We start from the raw sequence: 16,147 nt of genomic DNA, 5'->3' as shown, positions 1-16,147 counted from the left end.
GCGAGCACAGCCTATTGGATAGACCAACCTCGTCAGTCCATGGACCCGGTGACAACATTGAGTGGCCAATACTACCACCGTTATTTAAGGAGGTTAGGCCGTGGAGTGATGGCGAAATTATACTGGGTACGAAGTTGGGATTGCCAGGTTTTGTCACGGATACCGGGGAGCCCATGTACCCGAACCTGATGTATGACTGGTTGTGGAAGTGGCAAATTGCACCTGGCGTTGGTGTCCTATACATGGCCAGGGGTACTGATGGCACTAAATGCTGCAAGGGTGAGCCCAATCCCAACCAGATAAAGATGTACGTGTACCCAGGCTTCATAAATGCAGCAGCCTACTCAAGCAGTGAAACATACCCGCCACCACAGAAGGTGCCCGTAACCAATGGAGTCTACCCACCTGGTGTATCACCAGGCACGCAGACAGTCGGTCATGCCTTCGCCTACTATGAGTTACCGCTGGAGATTAGGTACTATAGGCATGTGAATAAGGGCTACCTTGAGTGGGCTGCAAGTGTCAGCATGATGCCCTATGCTAAGCCCGTAATAATACCGATATACTCGGAGATAATAATGAAGTTTATACTGGCTGCCTACGGATTATGGAAAGGCAAGAACGCCTACTTCTACTACATGTACCAGAAGACTGGTGACTCAACGTACCTACAGTTAGCTGAGAAGAACAATACTCCGCCAAGCGATTGGTGGGGTACTCATGTTGCCCAGATAATTAAGCAGTTCTACCATCCACTACCAGTTTGGTATGAGCCACTTGACTGGATAGCATCAGACGGTTCACCGCCAAATGAATACCCACTGGCCACGCTAACCAGGAAGTCGAATCCTTGGTTCTACCACACCTGGGAGCTCCACCACCCATGGCTTAGGCAGATTTTGCCATACTCGATGATTTGGATGAACCCGAAGACGGCTGCCCAATACGGGATTAAGAGTGGTGATTGGGTTGAGTTAACCAGTAGGGGTGGTGAGATAGCTAGGGGGCAGGTATTCCTAACAGAGGCCATAGCACCAGGCGTGGTTGGCTACTGGAAGTCTAGGAACGCCAGGGCTGGCATGATGGCCCTGCCACCTAATGCAGCAGAGACTGTGAAGGGGTTCATGTTCAACGACATATACGTATACACCAGGGCCAATAGCCAGGGTGGTGTGCCCAATAGTCAGTACACGGTGAATGGCTTAATAAGTGCGGTACAGAGCGGTAACTACCCAACGCTGAACCTCGACCCATTCACCGGTAAGACTGTCTGGGGAGACCTTAGGGTGAAGATTGTTAGGATCGCTAATGATAAGCCATACTCAGCATGGGGCAATGCTGATCCGATAGTCAAGACACCGCCGAAGCTAATAGTTGGTAGTGAGGCTTGGAACATCAAGGTGTTCAACTACAATGCCTACAAGAAGCCCGAGGAGATGGGTATAAGCTGGTATGAGGTGAACTCATCGTGGCTGCAGTTCCAAGAGACAATAAGGCACTCCATGGGCTACTCCTTCAGTAGCGCTACGGCACCACCCTCTGATTCAAAATCAAACACGGCGGGTCCCAGGGGGAATGGTAATGGACAGGGGTGACCTGAATGGTCCAGTTAGCAATACTTACAGATCTAAGTAAATGCTTTGGATGCGCCGCATGCATGCTGTCATGCAAGGAGTGGCACTCCAGCGGCTGCTATGGCCCAATGACGGACCTTGACCCTTGGGGCCCTGAGCCAGGTAAGGGGCCGTGGTCCGTGTTCTTCTTAAGGGTGTTGCATGTTGAGGTTGGGGAGTTTCCAAACACGAAGACGTTTAGTGTACCCATAAGCTGCTTCCACTGCAGGAACCCAGCATGCACCACCGTTTGCCCAACGGGTGCTATATATAAGAGGAAGGAGGATGGCGTCGTCGTCATTAACTACGATGTTTGCATAGGGTGCAGGTATTGCGAGAACGCATGCCCATATGGCAATATAACATTTGACCCAGTGGAGGGTGTGGCTAAGAAGTGCGTCTTAGCCATTGACAGGATTTACGATGAGTCACTGCCACTGTATGAGAGGATACCGCCATGTGTCAGGAATTGCCCAGCTGGGGCTAGGATATTTGGTGATATGGATGATCCCAACAGCATAATATACAGGACGGCGGTGAGAAAGGGTGCTGTACCAATGGGTGCCGAGTACGGTACTAACCCACCGAGCCTATACATAATGCCAGGGGTACAGACCAATGAATCAACGCGTATAGTGACCAAGGAGGAGCCTGATGAATTCACCCTAAGGACTGGGGCAGCTGACTTACCAACAATACTGAGTAAGCTTAGTGGCGTTAAACCATCAGGTGGTCATTGTAAGGTTGAGAGTGTTGGTAACTCTAAGGGGTATGGTACATGAGCGTGGTTGAGCTAAGTAGTATTAAAAAGAATTTAGCTATTTCAAGGTCCATAATATACGACTTCTTATCATCACTCTACCTATACCCATATAATCTGGATGATTACGGCAAATTTGTTAAGAGCAAAATACCCGTGGTTAAGGATGCCGTTAAGGGTTTAGGCAGCATATACGACTTCAGTGAGCTTGTTGATGTAATAGCCTATGCGGAGCGGGTTAACGACTATGATGCGTTAACTGAGATAGAGGTTGACTTAACTAAGGTGGATTACGGTGTACCACCCTACGAGGGTTACATACATAGAGGTTACTTTGACGTGGGTGTTGAAGCCATGGTTAACTCCATATACTCGGAGTTCGGTATGGGCGTTAACAAGGGTTTCAGGGATCTTAGGGGTGATCACATAGTGGTTGAGCTATCCTTCATGAGTTACCTAGCCTATAAGAGTTATGAGGACTTCAAGGACTACGGTAGGTATCTTGACGCTGAGGTTAGCTTTCTAACCAACCACCTGGCTGTTTGGGTGCCCATATTCGTCACTAGGGCCCTTAACCTCAAGTTGAAGACGGAGTACGTTAAGGGTATCTTAAGGTTCACGAAGAGTTTCATTCAAAAGGATAAGGAGGTTCTACACGACCTAAGGGACCTGCCATGAGCGAGAGGGTAAGGATTATTAATGAGGAGGATTTAGGCAAGTTAAAGGAGGGTGATAACGCAGGTCCAATGGTTATCGTGGCTAATCAACCTGAGATAGTTAGTAGGCGATTGAAGTCTTCACACCCCATAAACTTATACGTGGTTAAGAGGGGTGATGAGAAGAGGCTATCGGTTTTAATAGCCCAGTTAAGGGTTAGGAGGGTTAACCCAGTTCCCATAACCGAAGATAACGCCTTAACCAGGAGAGAATTCCTAATGGGCAGGTTAAGTAAAGTCAAATTAGTTAATGCACCAGTCGTCTTCAGTGAATCCTGTATAGCCAGGTACGGCTGCACCAGGTGTGTTGATTCATGCCCCAGCGGCGCCTTAACTATAAAGGATAAATCGGTGAATGTGAATCCCAGTAAATGCATTGAGTGCGGCGTATGCGTCTCCGAATGCCCAACAGGCGCCTTGGCCATGGCTGGTGCTGATGATGTAGAATACACGGTGGCCATAAACGAGGCTTCTAGAGCTGGGTTCAGGAGGTTAAGGTTTACGTGCATATACGATGAATCACCAAGTAGTGGCGATGAATTCACATATAAGTTACCATGCATAGCCTCAGTTGGCCCTGAGTGGCTAACAATGGCCCTAACGCTATTTAACGAAGTCTCAATCACATGTCCCAATGAGTCGTGTAAGCTAAAAGGCTTAGATAAAGTAAAGGGGTTAATAGACAACTTAGCCAAGGTCATTAATGTTGAGGTTAATGGATTAACAATTAAGGTACCTAAGGAACCTGAAAACCATCCAACCTACGTTGGCTTGAGGAGGAGTGACTACTCTAATGCCCTTAAGGCTATGAAGCACATATCTAAGGGTGAGGTTGCCCAGGGCTTAAAGATATTTAACGTTAAGATAGATAATGATAAATGTTCCTTCTGCGGTGTTTGCTTCGCCAAGTGCCCGCTCAAGGCCTTTGACGTTGATAACACCCAAGGCTTACCAACACTCAAGTTTAATCCACTTAAGTGCGTTGGGTGTGGGTATTGTATGAACGCCTGCCCTGAGAAGGCCATGAATATTGAGCCAGGTGTGATTAATGATGAGTGGGTTGTTAAGGTTAAGGATGAGGTGGTTAGGTGTAGGATGTGTGGTAAGCCATTCGATACGTTAAGGCACATAAAGGCCACGAAGGCTAGGCTAGGTATTAAGGGTGACCCTGAGTGGCTTTACCTATGCCCAGACTGCAGGAGATATTACACGGCAAAGCAGATGCTTAAGGCAAATCTCAAACCCCTTAACTAAGGATTATACTTAACAGGAAGCAAATTATCTATTACATGGTTCAGGGCGCGTGGATTCTTAATCACCTTGTCATTCGGTTAAGGTCTCATCACCGGGTGAAGTTGCCTTATGGTTAGTTTTAAACTTACCACTAGGTTACAGGCCAATGGAATGACTTAGGGTCTAAGCTGGTGCACAGCTTAGATTAATTTTGCGGCCTATTCTACGAGGAAAGGGTAGAGGAGGTATTGGTTATGTGGGACGCATAACTTATAAACTCCATATAATTAATGTTAACCCATGGGTACTGTTAGTGTTAATAAGCCTGTCACCTCAATGCTTAGTGAGTTAAGTAGTGACCTAGCTAGGGATGACCTAGTTCTAGTTGAGAGGATGCCGCAGATAAAGGAGACTGAGAGGTACAGGGACGTGGTGATTAGTATGCTTAGGGAATTCCACATAGCGCTGGTGCTGGTTAGGCTAGTTTTCAGGAGTGGGGAGGTTAAGGGTTACGTCTTCCTAATCAAGGGTGATGTGGGTGGTGAGACACCCAGTAGTGGGCATGTTGAGGGTTATGTGATAGTCAGGGATCACAGGGGCAGGGTGACTAAGTACATTTATAACCCTGAGGATGCCCCATTAGACTACCTAGCCAGGGAGGTTTTAACCTTCGCGGACCTGTACAGGAAGGCTGAGGAGAGGATAATTAAGCTGGGCCTAACGGAGGCATATAGGGATAAGGGCTTCTTCACAGATTACGAATAAAACTTAAAGCGGTAAGCAAACTTAATCGCCCGCGTGTTGGATGCCGTGACCGGCGTTTATGATGCCAGGAAGAGCATGTTCGTGGAGAGGCTGATTAGGGAGGGTGAAGAGGGTAGGGTTGACTTCGACATACTCCACTTCCTTAAGGAGTTCAATGGCTTAAGCAACTACTACACAACCAGCAGCTGCAGTGGTAGAGTAATGCTTGTCAGTGCCCACTCCCTCAGCTTCGCCAAGGGTAGGGGGTTAGCTAAGGTTGTTGCTAAGTGGCATAGGCCGGTTACGCTGGGTGAGGTATTGAGGGCCTTGGACCGTGGGAGCAACCTATGGTTACTGGCCAGGGGCCCAATACTGCACGTGGTTGCCAGGGACCTGGAGTCGGCATTGGAGTTGGCTGGTTTAGCTAAGGAGGCTGGTTTTAAGAGGGGTGGGATACTATCCGTTAAGGAGTGGGGTGTGGTAGTTGAGATTGAGAGTGATGATAGGCTGGACGTGCCCATTAAGATTAACGGCGAGTTGATAACGAGGGATAATAGGGAGCTGGGTGAAATCGTGGATGCCGCCAATGAGACTTTGATGTTCGGTAAGATAAGGTTAACCAGGCTTATTAGGCTTATTGAATCCAGGTTCTTCGGCAGGGACTACGGGCATTACGATGATGAGCCCGTGCCCTACAGGGTTTTCAAGAGGAACCTGCAGGGTGGTTGAATGGCCATAATACTGCCCACGAGGCACCTGCTCTACTTCCTCGTAATAACCTACGAGGTCTACATACTAATGGCGAACGCGTTAATATCCTACTACGCCTACAGGGCCTCGAGGGTTCTTAGAAGCGGTAACATGCTGCTCCTCTCGGTGGGCATAATGATGTTCGGCATATACATGCTCTCTAACAGCCTAATAAACATATCCATACTAGCCTACCTGTACTATGAACCAGCCAGGAGGGTAATATACATACCGCCCAGTGCATACCCCTGGTTAATAGTGAGTGGCTTAATAGAGTTAGCCAGCCTAATACTAATAGCCCTGGCCCTAAGCATACCGGTAAGCCCCTACGTAATCATGGCCGCCCCAATGGCATTGCACATAACCCCAATCTTCATTATACATGCGTTATCCCTGCTAAGCATACTACTGCTGGCCTACATATGCATACTGCTCTGGTTAAGGTTCTCCCAGGGCAATAACCTAGTCCTATTAACCGCATTAGCCTTCACACTGATACTATTCAACATACCTGTTGAGATCTTCATCTTCACGAGGACTGGTTCACTTTTCCTAGAGCTCGTGGAGGAGAGGCTGATATACTCCGTGTCATCAACGATACTACTCATTAATGTGATAAGGGTTGTTCACTATGGTAAGGCGTAGGAGTAGGGTTGAGATAATTATGCAGATCCTGGAGTACCTATCGGAGAACTGCAGCAAACCAACTAAAATGGCCACAGCCCTCAACCTAGCCTACGATAGGCTCGACCAAATGCTTCAACAATTAAGGGGCAGCGGACTAGTGGTTTATGATGGTGACTCATTCTGCATATCAAGTAAGGGGCTTGAGCTGCTTAGGGAGTACCAGAGGTTTAGGAGGTTGGCTAAGTCGCTTGGAATAGACGTGTAGTAGTTCTTGGCTATAACCGCGGTAGGTGCTTAATGCTCAATGTGAAACGCTTATTAACCCTAATTAGGCTTGACACGGGTGAGTAGGGCCACTAGGGGTAGGGTTAAGAGGAGGCCGTTATCCGGTTTTAAGGCGTGTAGGAATTGCAGGCTAATAGTCCCAGATGACGTTAACCAATGCCCCAACTGCGGTGGTGTCGACTTCAGTGAGGAGTGGAGAGGGTTAATCATAGTGCTTGACCCTGGGGAGTCATGCATAGCAAAGGAGCTTAACATAACAAAGCCCGGCATGTACGCGGTCGAGGTATCATGAAGGAAATAAAGTTTAGTTTTTGAAAATAACCCATGTTTAATGGTGCCTCAACTAAGGCTTAATGCCATACACCTCAAGGCTCATTCTAAACCTCCTATAGGCATCAAGAAGCATTAAGCCATTCCGCGTAACGTAATACCCGCAGTCATCTTTCCTAACCAGGCCCAGTTCCTCAAGGCTCCTTAGCACCTGAGTGAGCCTATTATAAGATATCCCTAACTCTAGGGATATCCTCGTGGGCCTGCTGCACCCAGTTGATAGATGCTCCAGGATCTGCATAACCGCCTCAATCCTATCCCTCCTACCCCTTCGTGCGCCGTACCTGCTAATTATCGGTATTTCATTAGCCACAGTTGATTCACCTTGGCTTAATGGCTAGTCTAAGGGCTACTATGGCCATGGTTAAGCCAACTATCACTGCTAGTGCAACTATTAATACAACTAAGCCGTAGGGTACTGAGGGTTTTGCTTGACTCACACTGCCAACGGTTACCACCTTTGGCGCACCTGTGGTAGTGGTCCCCATTGATATTGACGGCACTACGCTTGATGCACCGCTTAGCATGTAGACTATGTTGGCTGGGTCTATGTTGGATGAGTTACCTTCATTAATTGGTGAAGTGATTGAAGTGGCTGTTGTGGGGTGTAGTGTTGTGGGTCCGTAGAGTGTTACGATTGGTGCAATTAACCTAATCTTGATCTTGATGGTTACCGTACCGTTATTAGGTATAGTCATGTTCATGCCTGTGAGCAGTACGAATGATGGTCTAGTTATGTTTATGATCTCCTCGTAACTGGTTACGTTCACTGGAACACCATAGATGTTGATAACCTCACTGCCAATGGGCTTAACAACTATTTTACCACCACCAAGCCTAATTACGCTAGTGTAGACTAGGTAATAGGGTACTTGAAGTAGGTTACTGAACTCGGCTATGCCATTAGAGACCCCAACGCACAACCTACCGTAGGGTGATGGCGTGTGGAGTGAAAACACTAATGGCAGGAATACTGGTGGTGCCAGTAGCGCGCAAACCGTACCGTTACTGACAGGTTCACCGTTAGGAGCCTTAACTATCACGGTTACATTAGCCCTCGGGTATTGGTTCAGCGGCTTAAGAACAATGTTACTTCTAACCCATGAGTATAGGACTGCTGAACCACCAGCAATTACCCTCAGTAGCATTGAGCCGTTAACGTAAGTGTATCCAATGTATTCGATGAGCCTACCCTGGGTTACGTTAAAGCTATAAGCCACCACTAAGTAGTTTTGGTTGGGTTCTATTAACCGCATTACCACGTGGCTCACCACAAGGTTATGGCCATAAGCTGCTATGCCGATGAGAGATCCATTTGTGCTTAGTATATTAATCACTAAACCACCCCTAAAGGGCATTATTGGTTGCGCAGCGGCAACCAGCGTCAGTACTAACGCTATTGATGCGCCCACCACTAATAGGTATGGCCTAATTCTTCCCACCTTCACACTCCCTACACCGGTTACATGCATGCCTAAACCCATGCCTGATCACCACCCCCCACTGGCTCATCCCTAATTTTACTAGCACCTGAATTTTCAACGTTCTAGGTGCTAGAACTTTATAATCAACGCCGTGAGGCTGAATCATGAGTGATGAGTTTAGGCTTGGTGAAACTACGCTAAGAGTTTACCTGCTGCTGGTTAGGGAGAGTAGGGCGATGAGTATTAGGGAGGTTCAGAAGGCCCTTGGTTTCTCAAGCCCTGGACAAGCCTACCACCACCTGGAGAGGCTTAGACTACTGGGCCTTGTCATTAGGGATAGTGATGGGTATAGGGCGGTTAAGAGGGATGGTGTGTTGGAGGGTGTTTTAATAGTTAGAACGGCAATACTGCCGAGGGCAGCCTTCTACTTAGGCTTCTCATCAACCTTAACGACGGCATATGTGATTAGTGTGCTGCTTAGGTTAACTAGGCTAGATTTGTTCGCAGTAGTAGCCCTATCATCCCTCTTAGTGTTCTCAATAATTGAGTTCAACGATCAGTGGGTTAAGTTGAGGAGGTTATTGAGACAATACAGGGCTTAATGCTAACCGCATCAGCTGCTAGGTTACTCCGGCTTAGGGTGCGTATACTAAATACGGCCTTTAGCCCATGGGTGGGTTAGGCGCAATATTTTTATATGATATTTAGAAGTGGACCGAATGCAAGAGCACCCAGAGGTTAGCAGTGCCCAGCCACTGAGGGCCTTAGGCATGATGGTTGATAAGAACGTAGTGGTTAAACTAAAGGCGGGTAGGGTATTAGGCGGGGTCTTGAGGTTCATAGACCAGTGCATGAACATAGTACTTGATGAAGCTGAGGAGTTAGACTCGAGGACAAACCAGGTGACTGTGAAATACGGGAGGGTGTTGATTAGGGGGAACCAGGTACTCTACGTATCCCTAAGGAATGAGCTGGAGTGACCAGGCATGGGGAGGAACATAGTGGTTTCTGGGGTGAGGAGGCAGCCAACCGAGGAGTTACCTGTGGAGTTGGTGGAGAGGAAGGGCCTAGGGCACCCCGACTACATAGCTGACTCAGTGTCAGAGTACGTGAGTAGGGAGTTGTCTAGGTACTACCTGGAGAATTTCGGGGTGATTCTGCACCACAACGTTGATAAGGTGCTTGTGATTGGTGGTAACGCGCAGGTTAGGTTCGGGGGTGGGGATATAATAGAGCCCATTAGGATAATAGTGTCGGGTAGGGTAACCACGGAGGTTAAGTCAAGCACTGGGGCTGTTAAGGTACCCGTGGGTAGTATAATACTTTCCGCGGCTAGGAGGTTCATAACGGAGAACTTCAGGTTCCTTGACCCAGACCACCACGTCGTAGTTGACTATAGGGTTGGGCAGGGTTCAGCAGACCTGGTGGGGGTTTATGAACTTGGGGTTACCAGTGGTGGGGTTCCATTGGCCAATGACACGTCTATTGGAGTTGGCTTCGCCCCATTAACGGTAACTGAGAGGCTCGTTTACGAGACTGAGAGGCTGCTTAATTCAAGGGAGTTTAAGTCCAAGTACCCTGAGGTTGGGGAGGACGTTAAGGTCATGGGGCTTAGGCAGGGTAAAACCATAACACTCACAGTCGCCTCGGCGTTGGTTTCAAGGTTAATTAAAGACAAGGACCATTACATAAGCGTTAAGGAGGACGTGGTTAATGCAATATACGACAACGCGGTTAAGATAGCCAGCGACTATGAAATCAAGGTCCACTTAAACACAGCCGATAACCCAGAGCACGGCATATACTACCTAACCTACACCGGGACCTCGGCGGAGCATGGTGATGATGGGATGACTGGTAGGGGTAATAGGGCTAATGGGTTGATAACACCAATGAGACCCATGTCCATGGAGGCCACGGCTGGTAAGAACCCAGTCTCCCACATAGGTAAAATATACTACGTGCTTGCCAATATGATAGCCAGGCGCATATACGAGGAGGTTAAGGGGATTAGGGAGGTTTACGTCTATCTGCTCAGCCAAATCGGTAAGCCCATAGATAATCCACTGATAGCCAACGTTGAAGTGGTGATGGGTGAGGGAGGGGAGTTAACAGGTGAGGTTAGGAGGGAGGCTGAGGCGATAACCGACGAGGAGATAAGTAGGGTAACAAGGCTAACAAGCATGTTCGTTAGGGGTGAGATAACACCCTTCTAGTGGTTCACGCATTAAAACCGCCCCAGGGCCTTAACGGCCCTTTCTACTCAGCCTATACTCATTCACCAAGTCCTCAAGTAGCTCGTAATCTACCTCACTTAGGGTATTCCTCAACTCGTTGACGAATTCATTAATCCTCTCAATGTTAACTATCTTAACGTCATCGCTTACATCTAAGGCCAGTACCTTAGACAGTGGAACAACTGTGATGCCTAACTTGAATAATTGCCTAATGGCCCTCGCGCCGACATCATCAATGGTTACCACTATGCCAGCCCAGCCCTTACTTAGATCAATTAGTGTTGATATTTCCTGAAACCTAACAATGGGTAGGAATCCCCTACTAAGAGCCTTAGCCAACTCCTCACCATTACTAACCCTAACAGCGAAGGCTAAGCCTTTGCCATTGAGTGCATTGGCAACCATAGCCTTAACGTTGGTTAGGGTCTCCTTAAGCTCCCTATTCCTCTTAACCTCAAGTTCGACCCTATCCTCAAGTAGCTTTATCTTAGACACTAGTGATTGGTCGGGTGGTGTGTACTTGAGCGTGTAGAGCCTATTAACCTCATCCCTGAGCTTGGCGTTCTCTATTTCAAGCCTGTTAACCTTCTCCTCCAGTAACCTGACGTAATCCTTAAGCTCCTTAACCTTATCATCACACCTGCACTCCTGCTGACCCCTAATAATGACCTCGGGCTTACACTCCTGGTTAACACCCCTACCAAGTACCCTCGATAACGCCTCCCTTATGGGCAAGCCCCTTATGACCAACTCCTTAACCTCATCAGCATTCACCTGTATTGGTAATTCACCGAGTAGTTCATTCACCCTGTTGAACTTGTCCAGGTAACTCATGTACGCCTTATACGCTGCCGCTAAGGCATCCCTCTCGTGGGGTGTCTTAACCTTCACGTTATCCCTCTCGGATAGTTTAAGCGCTATACTGGCCTTCTCCGTTATTTGAAGGTCCTTATCAGGATGGTACAGGACTGCACCAACCATGGCGGCCAGCTTCTTAACGTAGTCCGAAGGTTTTGAAACGTCGGTTGCAACAACCACTGGGGTACCGTAATCGTAGACTAGGCTCAGCACCCTCCTCCTACTCATATTCCTGCCGCTGAATAGTGCAAGTACCTTACCGTCTAAGTTCATTATGGCTAGCCCAGTCACTATGCCAGGGTCAACGCCGATTATCAACCTGGTTCTTGATTTAGGTGAGACCTCGAGTACACGCCCTGAGCCTGGTGGAATGAACTTAACGCTACTGCTGACCACCTGCTCCAACGTCACCTTAACGTCAATTGACTTAATGGGCTTAATGACCTTCCTTACAGTTTGCTTATCGGCATAGACGATTATTAAAGCTGACCTAACCCCCTCACTATCCTTATGGTAGAAGACGTCGTAGTCCAGGTTAGCCCTATTAAGCGCCTCGGTCACATCTTTAACAATGTGCCTAATCCTAATCGCCATATTCCTCTCAAACCTTCTCCTACTCTGCCCACCCTGCTTAGTCGATATTAGCGCCTTAACCACTATCTTAGTCTCGTTCTCAAAGAGCTTAACAATGGATCCAACGTTCCTCAAGGCCAACTCGGCGGCGTACTTAGCCGTCTGCTCAGGCGTCAATACACCAACATTGATACCCAGGTACCTCTTAACCAAATCCTCCATCCTAACCTCCGACCCATCGGACAGCCTGGTCACTTGGATTATCTGGGGGATGGTGGGTAACTTACCCAACCTCTTCAGGAAACGCCCACCCAGCTCAAGCAATTCCCTAATATTATCAACAGCCAGCACGGAGGGCTTAAACCTCTTAATAACCCTAATCAACTCGCCTGCATCTACATTACCACCATCAATAATAGACCCATCACTACCCATGACTACGTAGGAGAAGCCACCATCAGGCCTAATGTCAATACCCAGCACCGTTGAGGACACGTATACTCACTAAGGTGGGGTATTAATTCTTTATTCTTAATCAATCAGAGGCAGTACCGGTACGGATTATTACGCTGCTGATGGTTAAGTCTAAAGGCTATTCTGAAGAACATGGGCAAAGGTGAATGAGGCCGGACCGGTTCACTTTAAGCTTTAAGTTAAATGCGGCTGAGCTCTGAGGCGGTTAAACGACTTGCATATTTTTAATCATTAAAATACAATAGTTTGTTTAATCACATTTTAAGCTTAATTTAATGTTAAGCGTCTTATTTAAACACAGCCAGTTGGTTTAGGTGCACCAGCGACCCTGCATGCGCCCTTGGCTGGGCCGTTTGGGAATAGTTGATATATCCTTTGGAGTGGTATTCCTGTCTCCTTAACAAGCATCCTTATTGGTGGGCACATGCCGAACCTCTCCCAGTACTGCCTAAGGTACTTAACAACCTTCCAATGCTCCTCCTTCATAACACCCAACTCACCGGTTTCTGGGTCACGGCACTCCTCTCTGCAAAGTATCTTAGCCACCTCCTCATTCCATGCCATTGGGTCCTTTAGGAACCCATCCTCATCTAGCTCTATCTTCTTGCCTCCAACCTCTAGGTACTTGAGGGACATACGCCACTTAGCATGTCTATTAATTAATCCTTACCTATTGTAAACGCTCATGTGTTTCTTTACAAGGGGAATGCTTTTAAACCATGATTTATAAATACTTAAAATATCACATAGGATGTGAAAGTTGACGTGAATTAAACTTAAGCCCAGTTGGCTACTTAGATACCTATGAGTAACGGCACTAAGATTATTGAGGATTACAGGAGTGAGTTAAACAACGTGGCCGAGCTATGGGCTAGGGTGGTCCCCTACCTGGATGAGCAGGAAATGAGCATACTGAGGGCTGTTATTGAGAATAATGGGTTAACCCTCTATAGGTTATCTAGGATAACTGGGTTAGCGTTTAGCACAGTTTTTAAGAAGACTAGGAAACTGAGCAGCAGAGGTATCATAGTGATTTCTAAGAATGGTAAATGCAACAGTTACAGTGCAACAGTACTTGGCCTAATAATATGCCTAGCTAAGTCCTGCTTAGATAAGGAGTATGTCGCCTTCAAGTTACTTAAGGTAATGTCGGCATCGGGAGTTGGCGACATTAATGAGTTAATTAAGGTGCTTAAGGCAGCGGCTTCGTTAGCAACCATCAGGGATGTATGACCCCCTCCCCGCCCCTTCTAGGAGTGGGGTTTCACTCTGGGGGTCTCGACAGTTACCCCGCCTTTGTTGCGGGGTTACTGAATACCCTAGTAAAGCTGGGTTTAATAAACCTATCGCCTGAGACCCACGCAGTGGAGCTACCTACCCCCTAGAGGGGCGAGACTTGTCATTTCATTTCGTCAGGTATAAGGAACCCAAGTGACCTACTTTACCTGGCTATTAAAAATTCAAGCAGTGTGAATAAGTCAATACTAGGGTTAATAATATACCACCTAAGCGTGTAGGTGGTCATTACTTAAACTTAGCTTTCCAAGAAGCAGCGAGCAGCCTTAGTAATGGTCATAGGTATTTAATTAAGAGATGATAAGTTAAGGTTAATTACCTCCCAGCTCCTAGACTAATTGGCTGTGATTCAGTCCTGGGGTATCTGATGGTTGATGAGTGACATGCCGGATGAGCCGCCAATATGCTCGTTCAATGGCATTTCAAGTGTGCAGAATATGCATGGCCCATCGTGAATAATAAGCCTTACTTGAGTTAGGCTTAGTGGTAGTCATGAGCATAGGCGCCGTTGATGGTAAGGTGGTTAGGGTGGATGGCAAGTACGTGGTGGATTTGAGGGGGTTAATATGCCCATACCCCCAGTTGTACACGGCTAAGGTGATAAAGTCCGTGGAGAATGGTGCAATGGTGGAGGTTTTGGTCGATTACCCCCAGTCCTGTCAGACTGTACCAGCTTTAGCCTCAAGGTTGGGGTGCAGTGTCATTGATGTTGTTCAGGCTGATGGATACTGGGTTATAAGGATTAAGAAGGGTTAATGTTAATATTGACGCGTGGCTGTTCCATTCCATTCGGTTAATCCGAAAGTTTTATAAACAGATTCGGTTAACCCGAAAGATATGAATCTACTCCAACTACTCCTAAACCCACCCACTGGGTTAGGGCTTTCGGAAATACTATTCATAAGCTTCCTACTAGGCGTAATGCACGGTGCGACGCCGGATGAACACACCTGGCCAATAACCTTCAGCTACGCCATAGGCAAGTACAGCACCAGGGGTGGTATGGCGGCTGGCTTCCTCTTCTCACTGGGCTTCACAGTGCAGAGGGCGTTACTGACAACAATAGGTTACCTTGGCTTAGCCTACTTCTACCAGAAGTATAACCTGGATGGGCCAGTCTACATGGTTGTCGGTATAGTGATGGCCATAGCAGGCTCATACATACTCAAGGGTAGATACCTCCACCTACCAATAGACGTTCTCCTAGGTGGTAAGGCACACCACACCACCGCTGCAAGTAGGCTACCGCTGCATGAGGTTCATGATAGGGATGTGCCGTTAAAGATGACGATAGTCCACGGTTTAATAGCAGGCTTTGGGTTTGGGGCGTACGCAAGCATAATAACGTTCATACTTGCACCACAGGTGCCAGGCCTGGTTTATGCACCCTTACCTGGCGTAATGTTTGGCCTTGGAACCATGGTAATGCAGATAGTGTTCGGAGCCGTCTTCGGCAGTATCCTGAGGGCTAAGAGGTTGAATGAAGATGAGGTTAAGATTATCGGTAGGAGGGCGGCTGGTAGGGTGCTTTATTACGGTGGCTGGATATTCACGTTAGCCGGCTTACTAATAATATTCTTACCATCAATAGACTCATGGGCAATATCCACAGGTATACCCATACCAAACCTAGATGCCGTTGACGTGGGCTTCCTCCTGGTGGTCGTGGTCGTTGGCGCCTTAGGCGTATACAGCATAGTTAAGGGCTACCAGGAGGCGATTATAATTAGGAATAGGAGATTAGCCGGCACTGGTTAAGTTAGCTAATTCACTGATCAGTGAACCTAATTGCGATTTCTCATCTATGTTGTGTATCAGCATTATTGGTGCCTCATCCAGGTAAACTATGGCTAAGGGTTCACTGATGCTCATCCTGCTTAGGGAGTTTATTAGTGAGTTTAAGATTTTTCTCAGCGACATGTAGTATTGCTTTAATTGATTCAGAGACTCCTCATCAATGTCCCCAATAAGGCCCAGGTAAACCAACCTATATATCTCCCTACCCTTCTGGTCGAGCACACTGTATGATTTTAAATTCAAGACGCCTTGGCTAATCGTCCTTGCCTCACCAGCCTTAATACGCTCCATGGTTGTGTTCACCCTCGTGATCATGTTAACAGTCTCATCTAGCAGTTTATTGAGTCTCGCTAGGGCCTCATCCTTACTCTTATAGTACTCAACCTTAAGCATCTTACGCTCTGTGGCGGCACTGTATTTTAAAAGCATT

At 47.4% G+C, this 16,147-nt stretch carries 20 protein-coding genes; 15 read left to right on the top strand and 5 right to left on the bottom strand.

Annotated elements, in window-relative coordinates; all coding sequences use genetic code 11:
- The 9 genes from AAX04_RS08075 to spt4 all read left to right on the top strand — a co-directional run.
- Positions 1-1,595, top strand: a 1,595-nt coding sequence (locus AAX04_RS08075) for a molybdopterin dinucleotide binding domain-containing protein (RefSeq protein ID WP_304439079.1), incomplete at its 5' end; no start/stop codon positions are given.
- A 5-nt stretch (positions 1,596-1,600) separates the two neighbouring features.
- Positions 1,601-2,395: a 4Fe-4S dicluster domain-containing protein gene (locus AAX04_RS08070; protein ID WP_066796648.1), complete on the top strand. Its 795-nt coding sequence runs from the start codon at positions 1,601-1,603 to the stop codon at positions 2,393-2,395.
- A complete protein-coding gene (locus AAX04_RS08065; protein ID WP_066796645.1) occupies positions 2,392-3,051 on the top strand; it encodes a molecular chaperone in 660 nt (219 codons plus the stop codon). Before AAX04_RS08070 ends, AAX04_RS08065 begins: the two co-directional genes overlap by 4 nt.
- Positions 3,048-4,343 (top strand): 4Fe-4S binding protein, encoded by a 1,296-nt coding sequence (locus AAX04_RS08060; protein ID WP_066796642.1) that lies wholly within the window; start codon positions 3,048-3,050, stop codon positions 4,341-4,343. The genes AAX04_RS08065 and AAX04_RS08060 overlap by 4 nt, the downstream gene beginning before the upstream one ends.
- A 279-nt stretch (positions 4,344-4,622) precedes the next feature.
- Positions 4,623-5,087, top strand: coding sequence for a hypothetical protein (locus AAX04_RS08055; RefSeq protein ID WP_066796638.1), 465 nt, complete (start codon positions 4,623-4,625; stop codon positions 5,085-5,087).
- Positions 5,088-5,120: 33 nt separating this feature from the next.
- The gene (locus AAX04_RS08050) at positions 5,121-5,795 is read left to right on the top strand and encodes a hypothetical protein (RefSeq protein WP_066796635.1); all 675 of its coding nucleotides are present in this window, start codon (positions 5,121-5,123) and stop codon (positions 5,793-5,795) included.
- Positions 5,796-6,461: a hypothetical protein gene (locus AAX04_RS08045; protein WP_066796628.1), complete on the top strand. Its 666-nt coding sequence runs from the start codon at positions 5,796-5,798 to the stop codon at positions 6,459-6,461.
- The gene (locus AAX04_RS08040; RefSeq protein ID WP_066796625.1) at positions 6,448-6,708 is read left to right on the top strand and encodes a winged helix-turn-helix domain-containing protein; all 261 of its coding nucleotides are present in this window, start codon (positions 6,448-6,450) and stop codon (positions 6,706-6,708) included. Before AAX04_RS08045 ends, AAX04_RS08040 begins: the two co-directional genes overlap by 14 nt.
- 78 nt (positions 6,709-6,786) lie before the next feature.
- The gene (spt4, locus tag AAX04_RS08035) at positions 6,787-7,020 is read left to right on the top strand and encodes a transcription elongation factor subunit Spt4 (RefSeq protein WP_066796623.1); all 234 of its coding nucleotides are present in this window, start codon (positions 6,787-6,789) and stop codon (positions 7,018-7,020) included.
- Between the two features lie 51 nt (positions 7,021-7,071).
- Here spt4 and AAX04_RS08030 read toward each other — a convergent pair whose 3' ends face one another.
- Both AAX04_RS08030 and AAX04_RS08025 read right to left on the bottom strand, forming a co-directional pair.
- Positions 7,072-7,371: a winged helix-turn-helix domain-containing protein gene (locus AAX04_RS08030; protein ID WP_084761281.1), complete on the bottom strand. Its 300-nt coding sequence runs from the start codon at positions 7,369-7,371 to the stop codon at positions 7,072-7,074.
- A gap of 7 nt (positions 7,372-7,378) precedes the next feature.
- On the bottom strand, positions 7,379-8,506 hold the full coding sequence (locus AAX04_RS08025) for a hypothetical protein (RefSeq protein WP_156519770.1): 1,128 nt from the start codon (positions 8,504-8,506) through the stop codon (positions 7,379-7,381).
- A gap of 140 nt (positions 8,507-8,646) precedes the next feature.
- Here AAX04_RS08025 and AAX04_RS08020 point away from each other — a divergent pair, with 140 nt between their 5' ends.
- The 3 genes from AAX04_RS08020 (at position 8,647) to AAX04_RS08010 (ending at position 10,698) form a co-directional block, all read left to right on the top strand.
- Entirely contained in the window at positions 8,647-9,084 is a 438-nt protein-coding gene (locus AAX04_RS08020; RefSeq protein ID WP_066796617.1) for a hypothetical protein, read from the top strand.
- Positions 9,085-9,201: 117 nt separating this feature from the next.
- Positions 9,202-9,462, top strand: coding sequence for a U6 snRNA-associated Sm-like protein LSm6 (locus tag AAX04_RS08015; protein ID WP_066796614.1), 261 nt, complete (start codon positions 9,202-9,204; stop codon positions 9,460-9,462).
- 6 nt (positions 9,463-9,468) lie between these two features.
- The gene (locus AAX04_RS08010) at positions 9,469-10,698 is read left to right on the top strand and encodes a methionine adenosyltransferase (protein ID WP_066796611.1); all 1,230 of its coding nucleotides are present in this window, start codon (positions 9,469-9,471) and stop codon (positions 10,696-10,698) included.
- Positions 10,699-10,728: 30 nt separating this feature from the next.
- On the opposite strand, the gene AAX04_RS08005 is transcribed toward AAX04_RS08010, so the two are convergent.
- Positions 10,729-12,645, bottom strand: a complete 1,917-nt coding sequence (locus AAX04_RS08005) for a DUF460 domain-containing protein (protein ID WP_066796608.1) — start codon at positions 12,643-12,645, stop codon at positions 10,729-10,731.
- 270 nt (positions 12,646-12,915) lie between these two features.
- Positions 12,916-13,260 carry a TusE/DsrC/DsvC family sulfur relay protein gene (locus AAX04_RS08000; RefSeq protein WP_066796605.1) on the bottom strand — a complete coding sequence of 115 codons (345 nt, stop codon included), beginning with the start codon at positions 13,258-13,260 and terminating at the stop codon, positions 12,916-12,918.
- Positions 13,261-13,428: 168 nt separating this feature from the next.
- On the opposite strand from AAX04_RS08000, the gene AAX04_RS07995 reads away from it, so the two are divergent.
- From AAX04_RS07995 to AAX04_RS07985, 3 genes are all read left to right on the top strand, one after another.
- The gene (locus tag AAX04_RS07995; RefSeq protein ID WP_066796602.1) at positions 13,429-13,857 is read left to right on the top strand and encodes a winged helix-turn-helix transcriptional regulator; all 429 of its coding nucleotides are present in this window, start codon (positions 13,429-13,431) and stop codon (positions 13,855-13,857) included.
- A 555-nt stretch (positions 13,858-14,412) separates the two neighbouring features.
- On the top strand, positions 14,413-14,676 hold the full coding sequence (locus tag AAX04_RS07990) for a sulfurtransferase TusA family protein (RefSeq protein WP_066796658.1): 264 nt from the start codon (positions 14,413-14,415) through the stop codon (positions 14,674-14,676).
- 81 nt (positions 14,677-14,757) lie between these two features.
- On the top strand, positions 14,758-15,678 hold the full coding sequence (locus AAX04_RS07985) for a hypothetical protein (protein ID WP_066796599.1): 921 nt from the start codon (positions 14,758-14,760) through the stop codon (positions 15,676-15,678).
- Here the strand turns inward: AAX04_RS07985 and AAX04_RS07980 are convergent.
- Entirely contained in the window at positions 15,661-16,110 is a 450-nt protein-coding gene (locus tag AAX04_RS07980) for a hypothetical protein (protein ID WP_066796597.1), read from the bottom strand. The genes AAX04_RS07985 and AAX04_RS07980 overlap by 18 nt on opposite strands.
- Between the last annotated feature and the right edge of the window lie 37 nt (positions 16,111-16,147).

Source organism: Caldivirga sp. MU80, from assembly GCF_001663375.1.
Taxonomy (GTDB): Archaea; Thermoproteota; Thermoprotei; order Thermoproteales; family Thermocladiaceae; genus Caldivirga.
Note: the sequence above shows the minus strand (reverse complement) of the source record. Positions and strands in the feature narration are given on the sequence as shown.

What these genes read in the sequence shown, in the direction of transcription:
- AAX04_RS08070 (WP_066796648.1), top strand. Translation starts at nt 1,601, where the DNA reads ATGGTCCAGTTAGCAATACTTACAGATCTAAGTAAATGCTTTGGATGC.
- AAX04_RS08065 (WP_066796645.1), top strand. Translation starts at nt 2,392, where the DNA reads ATGAGCGTGGTTGAGCTAAGTAGTATTAAAAAGAATTTAGCTATTTCA.
- AAX04_RS08060 (WP_066796642.1), top strand. Translation starts at nt 3,048, where the DNA reads ATGAGCGAGAGGGTAAGGATTATTAATGAGGAGGATTTAGGCAAGTTA.
- AAX04_RS08055 (WP_066796638.1), top strand. Translation starts at nt 4,623, where the DNA reads ATGGGTACTGTTAGTGTTAATAAGCCTGTCACCTCAATGCTTAGTGAG.
- AAX04_RS08045 (WP_066796628.1), top strand. Translation starts at nt 5,796, where the DNA reads ATGGCCATAATACTGCCCACGAGGCACCTGCTCTACTTCCTCGTAATA.
- AAX04_RS08040 (WP_066796625.1), top strand. Translation starts at nt 6,448, where the DNA reads ATGGTAAGGCGTAGGAGTAGGGTTGAGATAATTATGCAGATCCTGGAG.
- AAX04_RS08020 (WP_066796617.1), top strand. Translation starts at nt 8,647, where the DNA reads ATGAGTGATGAGTTTAGGCTTGGTGAAACTACGCTAAGAGTTTACCTG.
- AAX04_RS08015 (WP_066796614.1), top strand. Translation starts at nt 9,202, where the DNA reads ATGCAAGAGCACCCAGAGGTTAGCAGTGCCCAGCCACTGAGGGCCTTA.
- AAX04_RS08010 (WP_066796611.1), top strand. Translation starts at nt 9,469, where the DNA reads ATGGGGAGGAACATAGTGGTTTCTGGGGTGAGGAGGCAGCCAACCGAG.
- AAX04_RS08000 (WP_066796605.1), bottom strand. Translation starts at nt 13,260, where the DNA reads ATGTCCCTCAAGTACCTAGAGGTTGGAGGCAAGAAGATAGAGCTAGAT.
- AAX04_RS07995 (WP_066796602.1), top strand. Translation starts at nt 13,429, where the DNA reads ATGAGTAACGGCACTAAGATTATTGAGGATTACAGGAGTGAGTTAAAC.
- AAX04_RS07990 (WP_066796658.1), top strand. Translation starts at nt 14,413, where the DNA reads ATGAGCATAGGCGCCGTTGATGGTAAGGTGGTTAGGGTGGATGGCAAG.
- AAX04_RS07985 (WP_066796599.1), top strand. Translation starts at nt 14,758, where the DNA reads ATGAATCTACTCCAACTACTCCTAAACCCACCCACTGGGTTAGGGCTT.
- AAX04_RS07980 (WP_066796597.1), bottom strand. Translation starts at nt 16,110, where the DNA reads ATGCTTAAGGTTGAGTACTATAAGAGTAAGGATGAGGCCCTAGCGAGA.